20 protein-coding genes are annotated in these 14,229 nt (G+C 70.2%); 6 read left to right on the forward strand and 14 right to left on the reverse strand.

All coding sequences use genetic code 11. The features are described 5' to 3' along the window. From O7628_RS00155 to O7628_RS00195, 9 genes are all read right to left on the reverse strand, one after another. On the reverse strand, positions 1-370 hold a 370-nt coding region (locus O7628_RS00155; RefSeq protein WP_278127517.1), incomplete at its 3' end, for a GGDEF domain-containing protein. A 52-nt stretch (positions 371-422) separates the two neighbouring features. Next, positions 423-1,349: an IS3 family transposase gene (locus O7628_RS00160; RefSeq protein WP_278127518.1), complete on the reverse strand. Its 927-nt coding sequence runs from the start codon at positions 1,347-1,349 to the stop codon at positions 423-425. Then, positions 1,346-1,657: a transposase gene (locus O7628_RS00165; protein WP_278124533.1), complete on the reverse strand. Its 312-nt coding sequence runs from the start codon at positions 1,655-1,657 to the stop codon at positions 1,346-1,348. The genes O7628_RS00160 and O7628_RS00165 overlap by 4 nt, the downstream gene beginning before the upstream one ends. A 311-nt stretch (positions 1,658-1,968) precedes the next feature. Beyond that, positions 1,969-2,313: a hypothetical protein gene (locus O7628_RS00170; RefSeq protein WP_278127519.1), complete on the reverse strand. Its 345-nt coding sequence runs from the start codon at positions 2,311-2,313 to the stop codon at positions 1,969-1,971. Between the two features lie 86 nt (positions 2,314-2,399). After that, a complete protein-coding gene (locus O7628_RS00175; RefSeq protein WP_278127520.1) occupies positions 2,400-2,633 on the reverse strand; it encodes a hypothetical protein in 234 nt (77 codons plus the stop codon). Further along, a complete protein-coding gene (locus O7628_RS00180; protein ID WP_074472906.1) occupies positions 2,626-3,045 on the reverse strand; it encodes a hypothetical protein in 420 nt (139 codons plus the stop codon). The genes O7628_RS00175 and O7628_RS00180 overlap by 8 nt, the downstream gene beginning before the upstream one ends. After that, positions 3,042-3,656 carry a hypothetical protein gene (locus O7628_RS00185; protein ID WP_091285002.1) on the reverse strand — a complete coding sequence of 205 codons (615 nt, stop codon included), beginning with the start codon at positions 3,654-3,656 and terminating at the stop codon, positions 3,042-3,044. Before O7628_RS00185 ends, O7628_RS00180 begins: the two co-directional genes overlap by 4 nt. Then, entirely contained in the window at positions 3,653-3,850 is a 198-nt protein-coding gene (locus O7628_RS00190) for a hypothetical protein (RefSeq protein WP_091284998.1), read from the reverse strand. Before O7628_RS00190 ends, O7628_RS00185 begins: the two co-directional genes overlap by 4 nt. A gap of 160 nt (positions 3,851-4,010) precedes the next feature. Then, a complete protein-coding gene (locus tag O7628_RS00195) occupies positions 4,011-4,487 on the reverse strand; it encodes a hypothetical protein (RefSeq protein ID WP_278127521.1) in 477 nt (158 codons plus the stop codon). A gap of 348 nt (positions 4,488-4,835) precedes the next feature. Between O7628_RS00195 and O7628_RS00200 the strand changes: the two genes are divergently transcribed. Both O7628_RS00200 and O7628_RS00205 read left to right on the forward strand, forming a co-directional pair. Further along, a complete protein-coding gene (locus O7628_RS00200) occupies positions 4,836-5,288 on the forward strand; it encodes a hypothetical protein (protein ID WP_278127522.1) in 453 nt (150 codons plus the stop codon). 60 nt (positions 5,289-5,348) lie between these two features. Further along, positions 5,349-5,699, forward strand: a complete 351-nt coding sequence (locus tag O7628_RS00205; protein WP_091284988.1) for a hypothetical protein — start codon at positions 5,349-5,351, stop codon at positions 5,697-5,699. Between the two features lie 134 nt (positions 5,700-5,833). On the opposite strand, the gene O7628_RS00210 is transcribed toward O7628_RS00205, so the two are convergent. Both O7628_RS00210 and O7628_RS00215 read right to left on the reverse strand, forming a co-directional pair. Beyond that, positions 5,834-6,676 carry a DNA methyltransferase gene (locus O7628_RS00210; RefSeq protein WP_278127523.1) on the reverse strand — a complete coding sequence of 281 codons (843 nt, stop codon included), beginning with the start codon at positions 6,674-6,676 and terminating at the stop codon, positions 5,834-5,836. Next, positions 6,669-7,244: a hypothetical protein gene (locus O7628_RS00215; RefSeq protein ID WP_278127524.1), complete on the reverse strand. Its 576-nt coding sequence runs from the start codon at positions 7,242-7,244 to the stop codon at positions 6,669-6,671. Before O7628_RS00215 ends, O7628_RS00210 begins: the two co-directional genes overlap by 8 nt. 282 nt (positions 7,245-7,526) lie before the next feature. On the opposite strand from O7628_RS00215, the gene O7628_RS00220 reads away from it, so the two are divergent. The 4 genes from O7628_RS00220 to O7628_RS00235 all read left to right on the forward strand — a co-directional run bounded on the left by O7628_RS00220 (position 7,527) and on the right by O7628_RS00235 (position 10,007). Then, the gene (locus O7628_RS00220; protein WP_278127525.1) at positions 7,527-8,303 is read left to right on the forward strand and encodes a hypothetical protein; all 777 of its coding nucleotides are present in this window, start codon (positions 7,527-7,529) and stop codon (positions 8,301-8,303) included. Positions 8,304-8,423: 120 nt separating this feature from the next. Further along, positions 8,424-8,951: a DUF6244 family protein gene (locus tag O7628_RS00225; RefSeq protein ID WP_278127526.1), complete on the forward strand. Its 528-nt coding sequence runs from the start codon at positions 8,424-8,426 to the stop codon at positions 8,949-8,951. Positions 8,952-9,127: 176 nt separating this feature from the next. Further along, a complete protein-coding gene (locus O7628_RS00230) occupies positions 9,128-9,538 on the forward strand; it encodes a hypothetical protein (RefSeq protein WP_278127527.1) in 411 nt (136 codons plus the stop codon). 16 nt (positions 9,539-9,554) lie between these two features. Then, the gene (locus O7628_RS00235) at positions 9,555-10,007 is read left to right on the forward strand and encodes a SitI3 family protein (protein ID WP_278127528.1); all 453 of its coding nucleotides are present in this window, start codon (positions 9,555-9,557) and stop codon (positions 10,005-10,007) included. Positions 10,008-10,081: 74 nt separating this feature from the next. Here the strand turns inward: O7628_RS00235 and O7628_RS00240 are convergent, their stop codons facing one another. From O7628_RS00240 to O7628_RS00250, 3 genes are all read right to left on the reverse strand, one after another. After that, positions 10,082-10,897: a hypothetical protein gene (locus O7628_RS00240; protein WP_278127529.1), complete on the reverse strand. Its 816-nt coding sequence runs from the start codon at positions 10,895-10,897 to the stop codon at positions 10,082-10,084. Beyond that, positions 10,894-11,772, reverse strand: a complete 879-nt coding sequence (locus tag O7628_RS00245; protein ID WP_278127530.1) for an S-4TM family putative pore-forming effector — start codon at positions 11,770-11,772, stop codon at positions 10,894-10,896. The genes O7628_RS00240 and O7628_RS00245 overlap by 4 nt, the downstream gene beginning before the upstream one ends. Beyond that, on the reverse strand, positions 11,769-14,229 hold a 2,461-nt coding region (locus O7628_RS00250), incomplete at its 5' end, for a WD40 repeat domain-containing protein (protein ID WP_278127531.1). The genes O7628_RS00250 and O7628_RS00245, both read right to left, overlap by 4 nt.

A 14,229-nucleotide genomic window follows, 5' to 3' on the forward strand; every position in this document is an offset into this window, starting at 1 on the left:
CGTCGCCGGCCAGCCGGGCGACGGTGCCGCCGTAGGTGTGGACGGCCTGGGCGAGCCGGTCGGCGATCTCCACGAGCAGGTCGTCGCCCGCGTCGTGACCGTGGGTGTCGTTGACCTCCTTGAACCGGTCGAGGTCGATGAGCATGACGACGAGGCGCTGCGGTGGGGAGCTCGCGCCGACGGCGGTGTGGATGGTGCGCAGGCCGGTGCGGTTGAGCAGGCCGGTGAGCGGGTCGTGGGTCAGTTGCCAGGCGGCGTCGGCCAGCTCGGCGCGCAGCCGGGTGATGGTGGGCCGGGCCGCGAGGTAGCCGACGCCGGCTCCGAGGATCGCCGCCACGATGGTGGCGATCGCGAGGAGTGTGGTGAACACTGGGTTCCTCCATTCCGATGGATGAGCTTCCCCCGCTTTGATGGAGCGGTGGTTACCTGCTGCCGGTCGGTGCAGGGGTGACGATATCTGGCTCGGTCAGGCTGGTCTGTTGGTGGTGCCAGGCGGTCTCGTACTCGTCGGGGCTGAGGTCGCCCAGTTCCTTCTGGATGCGGCGGGTGTTGTACCACCCGTCGATGTAGGCGAAGATCGCATTCTCGGCCTCATCGCGGGTCCGCCAGCTTGTGCGGTAGACGAGCTCGATCTTCAGCGTGGACCAGAAGTTCTCCATCAGCGCGTTGTCGTACGAGTCGCCGACGGAGCCCATGGAGGGCAGGATCCCGTTGTCCTTTAGGCGTTCCGCGAAGCGGAACGACGTGTAGTTCGACCCGCGGTCGCTGTGGTGGATCAACTGGCTGTCGCGGACGTCGCGGGACCAGATGCCGTATTCGAGGGCGGCGAGGATCAGGTCGGTGTCGCAGCGGTCGGAGGTCTTCCACCCGACGATCCGGCGGGAGAACACGTCGCGGACCGCGGCCAGCCAGAACACGCCCTGACCGCAGGGGATGCGCGTAGCGTCGGCGACCCACAGCCGGTTCGGCCCGTCGGCGGTGAACTGCCGGTTGACCAGATCCGGCGCCGGCGTGTGCCGGGGATCCTGCCGCGTCGAGCCGCCACGCCAGCCTCGACGCAGGAACGCCCCCTGCCAACCCTGGCCGGCCATCAACCGCTCGACGCGCTTGCGGCCCACGCGGATACCGTCACGGCGTAGCTGCCGGTGGACCCGGTCCGCGCCGTAGGTGCGCCCCGATGTCTCCCAGATCTCGTAGATGTTCGACAGCAGGCCCAGGTCGACCACGTCGCGGTCGCAGGGCTGCTCGGCCTGCTTCACCCACGCGTAGTACGTCGAGGCGCCGATGTTGAGGACCCGTAGTAGGAGCGCGACCGCGAACTGGTCACGATGTTCATGGACGAACCTCATGACCGTCGCCGGGTCGGGTCGAGCTCCGCCGCGAAATACGCGCTCGCGGCCTTCAAGATCTCATTCGCCCGGCGTAGCTCCGCGTTCTCCTTCAGCAGCCGGCGGTTCTCGGCCAGCATGTCGCTGCTGGGCCGATCGTCGCGCTCGCCCGCGTCGGCCTCGGCCTGCCGGATCCAGTTCCGCAACGCCTCGTGATGCACACCAAGCTGCTCAGCCAGGCGCCGGATCACCGGCTTCGGGTCCGACTCGCGGTACAAACGCACAGCGCGCTGACGCAGCTCATCGGGGTACTTCTTCGGTGCCGCCACAGAAACTTCCTCCCCACGGCCATCAGACCATGATTACGAAGCTCCATGAAAACGGGGGTAGCTCAGGAGAACCCGGGACGCGTACGTTTCCTACACGCGCTGTGCGTCCCGGGTCCTGAAACGACGACGGCCCGCCTGATGGCGGGCCGCTTTCTGTGCTCGGTGTCCCGGCAACGGGCACCGTGGGGCGGGCTCGGCGTTGCTGCTGGATGCGCTGCCGCCCGGTCGGGGGATGCTGATCACCGGGCACCGGAACTCTGTTCGGTCCGATGCCCGACGGCCTCGGCGCGAGCTGGCCCGGCAGGCAGTTGCTACGGCAGGTCGCGCAGGAGGTGGTGGACCAGCCAGGAGGAGGCGGCGGGCAGGACGATGACGTAAGTTGCGCCGACGCGCTCGGCGTGCACCCAGACCCTCGCGTCGGGCGGGTTCACCGAGGCCACGACGACGATGCCGCGGCAGGCGAGCCGGTTGCGGAACCGGGTGACCAGGTCGGAGCCGATGACGATCAGCGGGCGGCGGCTGGCGTAGCGGCGGCTCTGGGGAACGGAGTCGGCGTACTCGAACTCGTATCCGGCCTGCTGTTCGACGGTGCGCAGCTCGGCGCGCAGCAGCCGGCTACCGGTGACGGCGATGACGGGAAATGGTTTGGGTGTCATGCGGAACCTCCGGGAAGGGTGACGTGCCCGCTCGGCGGGGCCGGCGGGCGATGAGGGTGGCCGTACGGGGTGGTCCCAGGGCACGGTCAGGTGGCCGGGCGGGTCTTGCGGCTGGCGTCGGGTTGGGCGCAGGAGCGGCAGATGGGGCCGAGGTCGGGGTGGTAGCCGGCATCGCATGCCTCGCAGACGATCAGCAGGCAGGAGCGGCATTCGCCGGAGGCAATGAGTTGGAGGCTGGTGCCGCAGTAGCCGCACGAGCCGGTCAGGCAGGCATCGGTGTGCCGGCCCCGCGGGTGGTGGCGGCAGGGGTGCTCACGCACGGCGGTCTCGCCGCAGGTGCTGGTGGATGGTGCCGGCGGTGAACGGTTCCCCGGTGATGTTGTTCGGCGGGTCGATGCGCCTCCATCCGCCGAACTCGCAGGCCAGCCAGGTGGTGCGTTCGTTGGCGGTGATGGCGATGACGTCTCCGGTGGACATCGAACGCAGGCGCAGCAGCCGGTAGGTACAGGCGATGAGGAAGTCGGCCTCTCCACTCAGCGTCTCGCGGCAGGTCTGCAGCTGGTCGAGGTCGACGTTGAACAGGCCGTAGATCCAGCTGGCGGTCCGCTCCGCTTTGGCGAAGGCGGGCAGACGCCGCCAGTAGGAGATGACCTGGGTGAGGGCGTGGCCCGGCTCGTACGGGAGGAATCGGCTTTCGGTGTTGTGGTAGACGGCGATGACATGCAGGGTCATGACGGACTCCGTTCGGGGCCAGGGGTGGACGCGGGGCCGGGCTCGCTGTCCGGGGTGCGATCGGCGGGGCGCAGCGGCGGAGGTGGGCCGATCGGGCGGACGCGCAGAATCTGCTCCGGCAGCACCATTGCGGCCGGTTGGCCGGTGAGCGGATTCGTAAAGGCCCGGTAGCCGGTGGTCCAGAGCAGGTGCCAGCGTTCGGCGGGTGCCGCCGGGCGGATTCCGGTGGGATCGCCGTGGAAGGACGCGCCAGCCTCGGTCAGCTGCGCGGCCAGTGGTGTCGTGCGGTAGTGGCTCATCCGGCCGGCCAACATGGGGCAGCCGCTGGCGGAGTAGGCGGCGCAGACGGGGTGCATGCCCGGCTCGGGGCTGACGAGCAGCCGCAGGTCGCTGTCGCGCACCGCGAAGACGATCCGCCCGGGGTCGAGTTCGTCGCCGCAGGTCTGGCAGAGCCGTTCCTGCAGTGCGCAGACGTGACGATGGTGGTCGACGGTGCCGAACCGGTACCGGCCGTCGGGGGTGCGGGCGGTGATCCATGGGACGACCAGCCCTCCGACGACGGGCCGCCGGGCCAGGCGTACCGGCACCGCGGGAATCTCGGGGGCGGTCATGCGAGCACCACCGGGGCGGGTACCGGGCCGGTGAGGGCGTTGCGCATCCGTCGCAGCGCGGGAAGTTCCCAGCAGCGGATGGCCTCGGCACGGCGGCCGAGGTTCGCGGCAAGAGTGTCGGTGGGGCTGTCGTTGAGGTGGTGCGGCTGGATCCGGCGGCGGGGGCCGGAGAGTGTCGAGAGGTGGTGTGGCACGGGATTCCTCCATCTGTTGGTGGATGGAATCCGGGCACGCCTGCTGGCCGTGCCCGGATGTTGCGCGGGTGTGCGCGGTCGGCCGGGCATCGGCCGGATGATGCGGGTCGAGACGGCTGCGTGTCCGGTGCCGGATCACGCCTGCCGGTGAAGGCTGGGGCTACGCGACGGCGACGGAGCGCAGGATCAGGTGGGCGTCCTTGAGGTGACCGGCGAGGATCTCGCCGTTTGTGCCAGCGGTGCTGAGGCTGTCGGTGAGGGCCTGCACGACGGTGTCCGGCACGGCGGCGAGTCCGCTGAAGGCACCGCCGTGGACGTTCTCGGCGATGCGCTGGATCGTCTGGGTCAGATGTGCCTGGACGAGGTTGAGGCCGCACAGCAGCCGGGCCAGTTCAGTCAGGTCGTGGCAGTCGGCGGCGTGGGTCATGGCCTCGCTGAGCTGCTCGACGGCCAGCAGGGCCACGCGCATCGCGGCGTCGCTCTCCGCCGGGCCAGCGGGAGGCCCGTCGTGGTGCAGTCGTACGTGCTGGTTGGTCACGGTCTTGCCGTCGTCGCCGCTGGGGATCGCGTCGGGCAGCTCGGCGAACCAGTCGGGGGTAGTCAGGTACCAGCGGGGCACGAGCATGTCGTCCTCCATCGGACAGCACGAAGGCGGCCACTGGGTGGTGACCGCCGGGCGGAACGGGAACATCGCCCTTGCCCTTGTGGCATGGGCAGAGGGTCGTGGACCGTGTGGGGCCGGATCAGACGCGGGCGACGGCGGCCGACCGGAGCCGGTGGGCGCGATGCCGTCGCGAGAAGAGGCCAGATCAGGGGGCACGAGAAGAAGGAGAGCCTTCAGGTTAGCCTCGGCCAGAGTCCCACGGGCCCTGCTGTCAGGTCGGCACGGCTGGCAGAGGCTGTCAGCCCGCCGAAAGCCGCGATCTGTCAGATTGTTCCCGTGCGGGACTCGACGTCCGGGCCACCGGCTACGGACAATTCAGCCGTGGAGATCGTGGACGTGGCGCAGGCAGGGGCGACCAGGCCACACCACGATCCGGTTGCTCGTGCCGTGTGGCTCGCTGCGGTGCACGCCAGCATGCGTGCTTCCGGCGGGACCGTCACCACCCCGGTCGAGGAGCCCGCCGCCGGCCGGAACTGCTACCGGGTGGGTGTGAGGCTCCGCGATGGAGTAGCGGTGGGCCTGCTGTTCAACGCTGCGGCATTGTTGGTCGCTGCGGCCGAGCCGCAGGATCACCACGCGGTGACGCTGACGTTCGTCAACGTGCCGGCCGGCAACCTGTTCTCCGAGGCGGGGTTGCGGGTCGCCACGGCCGCAGAGCTGATCCAGCCACTCGGCGACAGTGATCTGCGATTCCTCACCGAGGACGAACGCCGCGATGCCGCCTACCACCGGCCGGACCGGCTCGGAAACCTGCTGTTCAACTGGTTCGACTGAACGCACCGCCGCGGCCGGTGCCGATTCAGCCGGTGGGGGGGCCGTGCGACAGTCACGGGCATGACGTTTCCCCTGGAGGCGCTGCCGGTCACCGTCAAGGCCCGAGCAGAGACGTGGGCGAGGCTGGGGATGCGGTGGCACACGCACCCGATCCAGCCGAACCACGGCAAGGCGGTCGTGGTCAGCGAGTTCGAGTCCACGACGTGGCTCGCCGCGATCATCATCTGGGCCACCGGCGAGGCGGAGCTGACGACAGTCCGCCTCGCCGACGACAGGATGGTCAACAAGCACTACGACCTTGAGAACCGCGACGATCTCGAACGACTACTCGATGAGCTGTCCGCTCTGATCGCCGACGACCGCGTTCCCGAGGCCGCAGTCATCGTCCAGGCACCGGGGACACCGGCCTGACCGTGAACCTCGTGTCCGATAATCGCTCGGGCGTTGGCGGTGACCCGCGCGGAGACCGCTCCTGCCCGCTGACTCTCACGGACGCCCAGGATTCCGGTCCCTCATCTGAGCCGATGGGCTGAACCTGCGGGCGTTCAGCAGCGACGTAGGACCAGCACGTCCTCGTGGGCGATCAGGTGCACGGGGATGCCCTCGTCCCTGGCACGGCGGACGGCCAGGAGCCCGAACATGTTCGCCCGGTGCACGATCTGTCCGTCGCGGACGGCCGCGAGCATCGCCGCGCACCGCTGCACCGGCACGAGCCCCACCGACCGGGCGACCGCGAGCAGTTGCCCGGGCAGGTCGATGAGATCGTCGCGCCGGCGGCGTACGGGGCGGCAGGTGATCACCACGGTCCCGCCGGGACGTAGCAGCCGGTGGCTGGCGGCCAGGATCGCGGCGAACCCGTCGAACAGGCGGAACCATCCGCCGTAGGCGAGGTTGCCGCGTTCCCGGTCCCCGTACACGTGGTACCGCTTGCGGACCCCGGCGCTCGTCGCGCGCACGAGGCCGTGCGTTCCTCGCCCGTACGGCGGTGAGGTGAGCACCAGCCCCACCCGGCCGACCACCGACGCCGGCACCAGGTCGAGCAGACCCGTGGCGTCGCCGGTGAACACCTGCGCCGACCCGGTCGCGCCCTGCGACGCGGCCAGGGCGACGTTGGAGGCGGCCAGCCCGGTGAACCGGGGTTCGATGTCGATCCCGATCCCCTGCCGGCCGAGGTGCATCGCCTCGACCAGAGTGGTCCCGGAGCCGCACATCGGGTCGAACACCAGATCCCCCGGCGCGGTGTACGAGCTGATCGCGTGCGCGGCCAGGTGGGGCAGCATCTTTCCCGGATGGCTGGAGGTCTCCGGCACGTAGCGGCCCCGCCGCTGGTCCCGGGCCGGTTGCTGGCAGGTCAGCCACACCGACGTCACCGGCATGGGCTCATCCATCGACGCCTCCGGGCTGCGGCACGCTGCGGGTCAGGATCAGCACATCGGTGTGGATGTCCAGCTGCGCCCGCTGACCACGTCGTGGCGGCCGATCGGCCGCCACGACGTGCTGCAGGTACGCCAGCCCGGCCCGCTTCGCGGCGATGACCACGTCGACCGGCAGGATCAGGTCCCCGTGCGGCAGCAGCACGGCCACGCAGCCGCCCGGTAGGAGGCTCGCGTGGCAGCGCAGGAAGAACTCCACCGCCGAGACGCCGCCGTCGGGGGGCCAGCCGGTGACGATCAGCGTCGCCGCTTCCCGACCCCAGCCGAGCAGTCGGGTCGACTGCAGGTGGCTGCGGCGATGGGCGGCGATGACCGCGCGGGCCAACTGCGGGCCCACGGCCAGGTCGATGACCAGGTCGGATGGGTGGGTGAGGTTGTGGACCAGCCGTACGCCCATCGCGTTGGACATAGTCTCGCCCTGTGGTGGGGCCGGGACCGGCCAGACGGTGATCGGCACGGGCGCGTCGCCGGGCACCACGTCCCCCACGGGGACCGGTGCCTGGTGCGGGTTTCTGTCGGTCATAGGCGCGGTGGCCCCCGGACCGGCGGGACGTACTGACGATCCCCAGTGCGTGGCTGTCAGGTCGATCGAACCCACCCCCGACCTGACCGAACCGGTCAGGTCACACGCACCGCCGCCCGGTGGACGGGCACGCGAACGGTCGGCACCGCCGCGAACCTGACCGGGACGGACACGGCCTGTCCCGGTCTGACAACTCCTTCTGGTGTCAGGTGGAGCTGTCCCAATCGGGGGTCTCGAAGCCTTCGCAGTCGGGCGAAGCGCTACCGCCGAGGGGAACTCACGATGGCAACGACCACCCGCACCAGAACGGCCGTCACGGCCCTGAGCACCGCCGAGCAGGCGTTCACTCTGCTGACCTGCGAACCCGCGCCGCTGGTGTTCGACGCCCGCCCGGTTCCGGGCCTGCCGGACACGACGATGCCGCTGGACGAGCTACGCACCCTGCTCATGTTCAACCGCTACGACAGTGACACCACCGACGCGGTGTGGCGGCAACTCGCCCACCACACCCGCGGTTGGGGGCCGGCCTGGGTCGTCGGCGCGATCGGCGTCGCCCTGCCCGCGCTGACGCACCTCGCGGCGAAGATCAGCCGCGGCCACGCCCGGCACGCCGACGACGTGGACTCCGAGGTGCTGGCCGGGTTCCTCCACGCCCTACGCACGGCGGACCCCGCCCCACCCCGGCTGTGGCTACGGCTGTGCTGGGCCGCGTGGCGCGCAGGCGCGGCCGTCGTCAAGGCCGACGACGGACAGGAACTCCCGCTGGACCTGCCCACCGGCTCGCGGTCACCGCGCATGCCCTACGGGCACCCGGACCTGCTGCTCGGCCGGGCAGCCGCCGCCGGCCTGATCACCGCCGAGGCCGCCGAGCTGATCAGCGCAACCCGGTTCGGCGACGCGCTGATCGAGCAACTGGCCGCCGAGCAGGGCGTGACCGCCTCGGTCCTGCGGATGCGCAGAAGGCGAGCCGAACGTGTCGTGGCCGCCGCCGTCACCCGAGGCGACCTCTCCGGCGCGATGCGCCCGCCCGCCCAGCGACCCGCCGCTACGGCGGCCTGACGGCATCACACGTCCGGCGTCCTCGACGTTTCCAGGCGGTTCGGGTGCCCCTGGGCCGGGTCGTCCGGGTAGGTTGCGTTGCGGGGTTCGGAGTCCGTTCTCGGTCGGGGTGGCTGACGCGTGTCGAGCATGGAACAGATCATCGGGGAGTTGCGGGCGCTGACGGCGGGCGTCGACCGGGCCCAGGGTCTCACGGCGGCGGTCGACCGGCAGGCCCAGGAAATCGCCCTACGGGCCGCCGCCGCAGGCTTCGCCGGGGTCGCTGCCGGCATCGCCCGGGTACGGGCGACGGTCTCCACCGTCCAGGGCGGGCTGGGCAGTGTTGCCGCTGCGGTCGGGGAGGCGACCGCGGCCGCCGCAGCGGTTCCCCGGCAAGCCGCCACGCAGGAGACCATCGCCGCGCTCGCCCCGGTGCAGCAACGCATCACCGCCGCCCGCGAGTCCGCCACCGCGACGATCAGCCACCTCGACGACACCCGAAACCTTGTCAGCGCAGTCCTGCAGGGCGGACAACCGGGCCCGCTCCTGCAGGCCCTCGACGGCGTCAAACAGGTCCTCGTGCTACTCGTACACCGCGCCGGCACCGCCGCGCAAGCCATCGAAGCCGCCACCGGCCAGGCCCGGCAGCTCGGGGCCTCGGGAAACTGAGCGGGGCTGACCGGCACCCACCGGCCAGCCCCACCCCCGCCGCCAGCGCCGATCCCTTTCCCGCCGAGCCCGGTCACGCCCGGGTTGGGGGTGAGGTGTTTCCGCCGTGGAGCCGGCAACCCACCGGCGTCCCCGGCGGCACGCCGACCGGTCCGCGTACCAGAATCGGGCCCAAGGTGGACGACAGCACCCGACGAGCCCTGGAACTGGAGAACGAATGCGCCGACAGTCTGGCCGCCAAGGGCTACCGGGTGCACCAGAACCCCACCCCAGCCGAGACCGGCGACGCCCGCGAACGCACCGGCGACCACGGCAACCCGGACAAGGACCCCGACTACCTCGTCGAAGGCCACGTCTTCGACTGCTACTCCCCCGCCGCCCGCACCTCCGTGCGCAACGTCTGGAGTCAGGTCCGGGAGAAGATCGACGACGAGCAGACCCAGCGGGTCGTGGTGAACCTCCAGGACTGGGAAGGTGACCTCAGCGCGCTACGACGACAGTTCGACGACTGGCCCATCGACGGGCTGAAGGAACTGGCCGTGGTGCAACCCGACGGTACGATCCAACAGATCATCCGGCGAAACTGAGTAGAGGCGGGCGGACATGGGCGTTGAGTTCCGGCTGATCCTCGCCGGCAATCCACCCGTCGACGAGATCGCCGCGCTCACCGCCGCACACCCCGACGAGATACCGCGACCGACAGCGAACCCGCGGCTGTTCACCGCCCGCCTCTACGACCAACGCGGCTACGCCATCACCGTCCGCGCCGGCACCCACGGCTACTACGAAGCCGAGAGCGACGACACCCGCTGGGAATGGGAACCCGACGCGTACGTCAACGTCACCTTTTCCCCCCACGCGGACGATCTAGCCGACAAAGCCATCCCCAACATGATCGCCACGGTGTCCAGGGTCCTGGCCGGACGGCAGGGGGACGCCGCCCTCATCCAGGACGGCAACCGCCTCCTCCTGACCCGCACCAACGGCACCATCCACCTGCACCACAGCGACGACTGGTGGGACCGCTACCACCTCATCCACTTCATCACCGGCTGAGCGCCCGCCCCCACTCTGCCACCGTCTCCTGCGCGGCACCGGATCATCGGGTCGGCACCGGCACGGTACGGCCTCTATTGGCCTCGGCGGCGCTGACGCAGGAGCACCACGATCATGAGCACGACGATTGCGGCGAGCCCGGTGCCGGCGTAAATCCACTTAAGCAGGCTCGGCGAGGAGGAGGGCTGCGCCTCGACGATATTCCCCTTCTGGATGAACGGCACGGTCATCACCTTTTCTCCCATCTGCACCGTCACATCGTGTAGGCCGGGTCGTAGCTCCCCAGGCAGCGACACCTGCATGGCCCCGGCGTTCTCGCCCGTCGTTATGGTCGCGGGCTGCGCGTCGATCTTCATCTGGTAGACGACCGGATCGGCGGCCTGATATATGCCCCAGATGTCATATACCGTCAGCGGCTGTCCCTGCTCGGCCACAGCTTCCGGCATGGCAAGTGGCAGGTCATCGAAGCCGCCATGGCGCCACGGCTCGTTCACGACATCAACCCAGGAACCGGCGCGGTCCCTGCAGGACAATGTCACCTCTCCGGTCGGGGCATCCGACGGCGCGAGCGCCAGCAGCGCTTCGACGTCGGCCCGCAACACGACACTCGCGTCCTCGTCTGGCTCCGTCTCGGCCCCGGGCGGCGGGGCCTCTCCGTCGTAGACGACCTTGCCGTCGACGGTCAGCCGGGCACCCGGCACTGGCTCCCCCAGGGCAGTGGTTAGGTCGCAGGCGGTTGCCTGCCGCACGGAGATTGCGACCGCGGGCGCTCCGGGGTCGCCGCTGACCGTGGAGGCGGTGAGTGTGCGGAAGAACTCGACCGCCACCGGTGCGGACAGGGCAGGCGACGCCGTGGCGGCGAGGAGCCCGATGAGGACAGGAACGATCATGACAGGTTTCCTTCGGCTCGGGTGGTCAGGTGGTCGTTCTGGCCTTGGACGATCCGGTGCAGCGACGGCCGCCGCAGCCGGTAGAGCAGGTCGGGCACGAGGGGCCCGGCCTCGCGTAGCGCGAAGATCTGGTTCTGGATTTGCCGGTAGTCGTGCGGACCCGCGCCGTCCCGCAGCAGCCGGGCGATCTCGGCGTCGAGCCGAGCGCCGCGTCGGGCATGCTCGGCGTTGCCGCGCAGGGACTCAATGAGCGCGTGCACCGGCGCGAGCAGTGGGGCAAGCACCGCCGCTGTCAGCTCGGCCGGGCTCAGTAGGCCCAAGACCGCCACTGTGAGTACGGCGGCGGTCGGCACGGCGAGGCCGATGCCCAGCAATACGGTCCACCGCCGGTGCAGCGGCGCGTCCCAGGAAACGTTCGTGCGTTGGCAGAGCAGTACCGCGGTCCACCGGTCGACGCCGTCGGGCACCGAGTACCAGTCGGTGAGGCCCGCGTCTCCGTGCCGCGACCGATGCCGCCCCGCGTACGCCGCGATTAGCTCGGTGCTCGGCCGGTCGGCCAACAGGGGGTTCCACGGCAGCCCGTACACGTAGGTGTCGAACTCCTCCTGCACCGCGACCGCGGCACCCTGCCGGCGCCGCTCCCGCCCGCCGGTGGTCAGGCTGACCAGCAGCAGTCCGATGCCGGTCACCACACCGACCGCGACCGGGTCGGGAGCCAGCACGAGCGCGACGAGACAGCCCGCCGCAGCACCGGCCACGACGATCGAGGTACGCAGCCGCCGGAGCACTCGGACCTCCCGGTAGAGCGCCCGCTGGGCCGCCAGCAGATTCAGCGCGTACCGCCCGTTCTGGCGCTGCGCGATCGGCGAGGTCACGGACATGCTTCCTGCCACTCGCGGCCGGGCAGGACTGCCGCCCACTCCGAGCGGTTCGGCCCGTGTCCCACGATGCCGCAGGCGTAGGCGCGCGGATTCACGCTCATCCGTGCCTGTTCTGCGACCGGCAGTCCACGCATGGTCTCGCCCACGTAGAACATCGCTTCTCCGAACTGCACGTTCGACACCTGCGAATGTCCCTGCGGGCCGCTGATGACACGGCGCAGTTGCACCGGATGCCGCGCATCTGTGAGGTCCCAGAGGTGAGCCGTCGCCATCTCACCACCCAACGTGCCGAGCAGGTTGCCAGTCGGGCCGAAGGCCACGTCGTGCCCGGCGACCTGCTCGGGGAGACTCATGCCAGCCGGCTTAGTCAGATCGTGGAGTTCCCAGAGTTTCAGCCGGGAGGAGGTGCCCTCGGTTGTGATCAAGCGACGCCCGTTGGGGGCGAGCTCGATCAGCGGCTCAAATTCGCGAGGGGTGAGCGCGGTCGACGTGGGCAGCGGCGGCAGCACGATCGTGCTCGCCGGCACTGGGGCGAGCGGATCGTCGGTCCGCCACAGCACCACCCGGCTGCCGTCGGTACTCGCGGTCGCCATGACCGGAGCGCCCACGGCCGCGGAGAGCGACGACCATGCCGCTTCCGTGCCGTTTCCGGGTCCGGTCAGGGTGCCTGCGGCACGTGGTCGCGCCGGATCCGTGAGGTCCCATACCGAGGCGTTGCCACGCTGGTCGATGCCGATCAACACCCGCGGATCGTGGGTGAAGCTCAGCGCAGTGAATGGCGCGCTGTTCGCGACGTCGCCGGCCCGGGTGGGCCGACCGTGCTCGTCGAGGTGCCAGAGCCGGGCACCGCCGGGCAGCGACGCCGCCAGCAGTTGGCGATCCGGGCTGAGTGCCACCTCGGGGTAGTAGGAGTCCGTGCCGCCGGGCGGCAGCTTCAGCGACGAGAGCCTCGCCAGACGGCCGTCTGCCGTCGCGCGCAGCAGAGTCACCTCCGGGCCCTGCTCCTCGCCGATTCTGCTCGGGGCGGAGCCGGAGGCGGCGAGGAGATCACCGGCGAGCGAGGTCGACCACGCGAAGGCCGCGTCGTTGTTCGAGATCAGGTCTGCATCGGACACGTCGGTGATGTCCCACAAACTGATGCCGGGACCACGGTCGAGGCGGCCGGTGAACAACATATCGTCGCCGGACCCGAAGGCGACACTGCCGATGCCCGCCACCATGGCCACGTCTTCGAACCTTCCCTCACCGGCCTCGCTGTACGGGAGGAAACCGATCCGGGTGCCGCTGTCGCCGGTGACAGCGAGCGTACGGTCGTGCAGCGCGAGCCCAGTCGCGATTCCCTGCTGTGCACCGAGCGTCGCGTAGCGGACCGGCTTGACCGGTTCGTCGATCTCCCAGACCGTCACCGAGCTGTCCAGGTCACCGACCCCGATTTGGCCAAGGTCAGCGGCGACCAGCAGCTCATCCGTGCAGACCAGCACACCGATCTCGCGGTTTGGGTTGCCGTCGGTCTCGGCGAGCAACTCGGCCGCCGCGCTATCCCGCAGGCGATAGAGCCGGGTCGCGCCGAGATGCCCGACCGCGACGGTGGTGGTGCCACACATGGCGATCGCCCCTGCGCTACGGTCCCCGTCCTCGGGATTCCCGGCCGGACCGATGCGTTCCGGTTGCTCCGGGTCCGTCAACGACCACACGGTCGGCGGGTACGTACCGGCGATCAACGACCGGCTGTCCGGGCTGAACGTGACCGGGCTGGCGGCGGGCACCATCGCGGCCGGCCGCGGTTTCGCTGGGTCCGTGACGTCGATCAGGCGATGCCCGTCGCCTTCTGGAGCGGCGACTAGCGTGCCGTCCGGACTCAGCACGCCGCCCGAGGGGATGGTGTGCGGGGTCCAGGCGCGGGCACCCTCGCTCGTCCAGATCTGCGCGCCATTTTCGGCGGACGCGAGCATGACCGTGCCGTCCGTGTTGAGCTGGAGGCCGCTGACGTAGGCGGCGTTCTCGTCGGGAAGCAACGTGCCCCGGTAGCGGGTCGAGGTGAGCAGGTCGATGAGGTTGGCACGAACTGCGGGTGTGTCGTCGAGGGCAACGGCGGCGGTGCTGAGCCGCAGTGCCCCGACCGGGTCGGCCGCGCGTACCTGGGTGGCCCGGTCTTGCAGCGCCTTGGCCGCGTTGCTGATCTCGCTGCGACCCAGATCGGCGACGGTCCGCCCTCGCGCGACGGATTGATAGACAGCCGCCGCTCCGCCGGTCGCGGCCGCCAGCAATGCGACGGTGATAAGTGTGCTCGCGACTCGCCGCCATCCGGGCAGACGGCTGAGGAAGGAGGCTCCGCTGACTGTCCTCACCGGATGCAGCACCGGGCGAACATTGGCGGCGGCGGTGATCTCCTTGACCTCCACGTGGTCGCTTCTCGGAAGGATGATCCGGTCGCGAGCGTTGATCTTGCCG

The sequence above is a fragment of the Micromonospora sp. WMMD956 genome (assembly GCF_029626125.1).
GTDB classification, from domain to species: Bacteria; Actinomycetota; Actinomycetes; order Mycobacteriales; family Micromonosporaceae; genus Micromonospora; species Micromonospora carbonacea.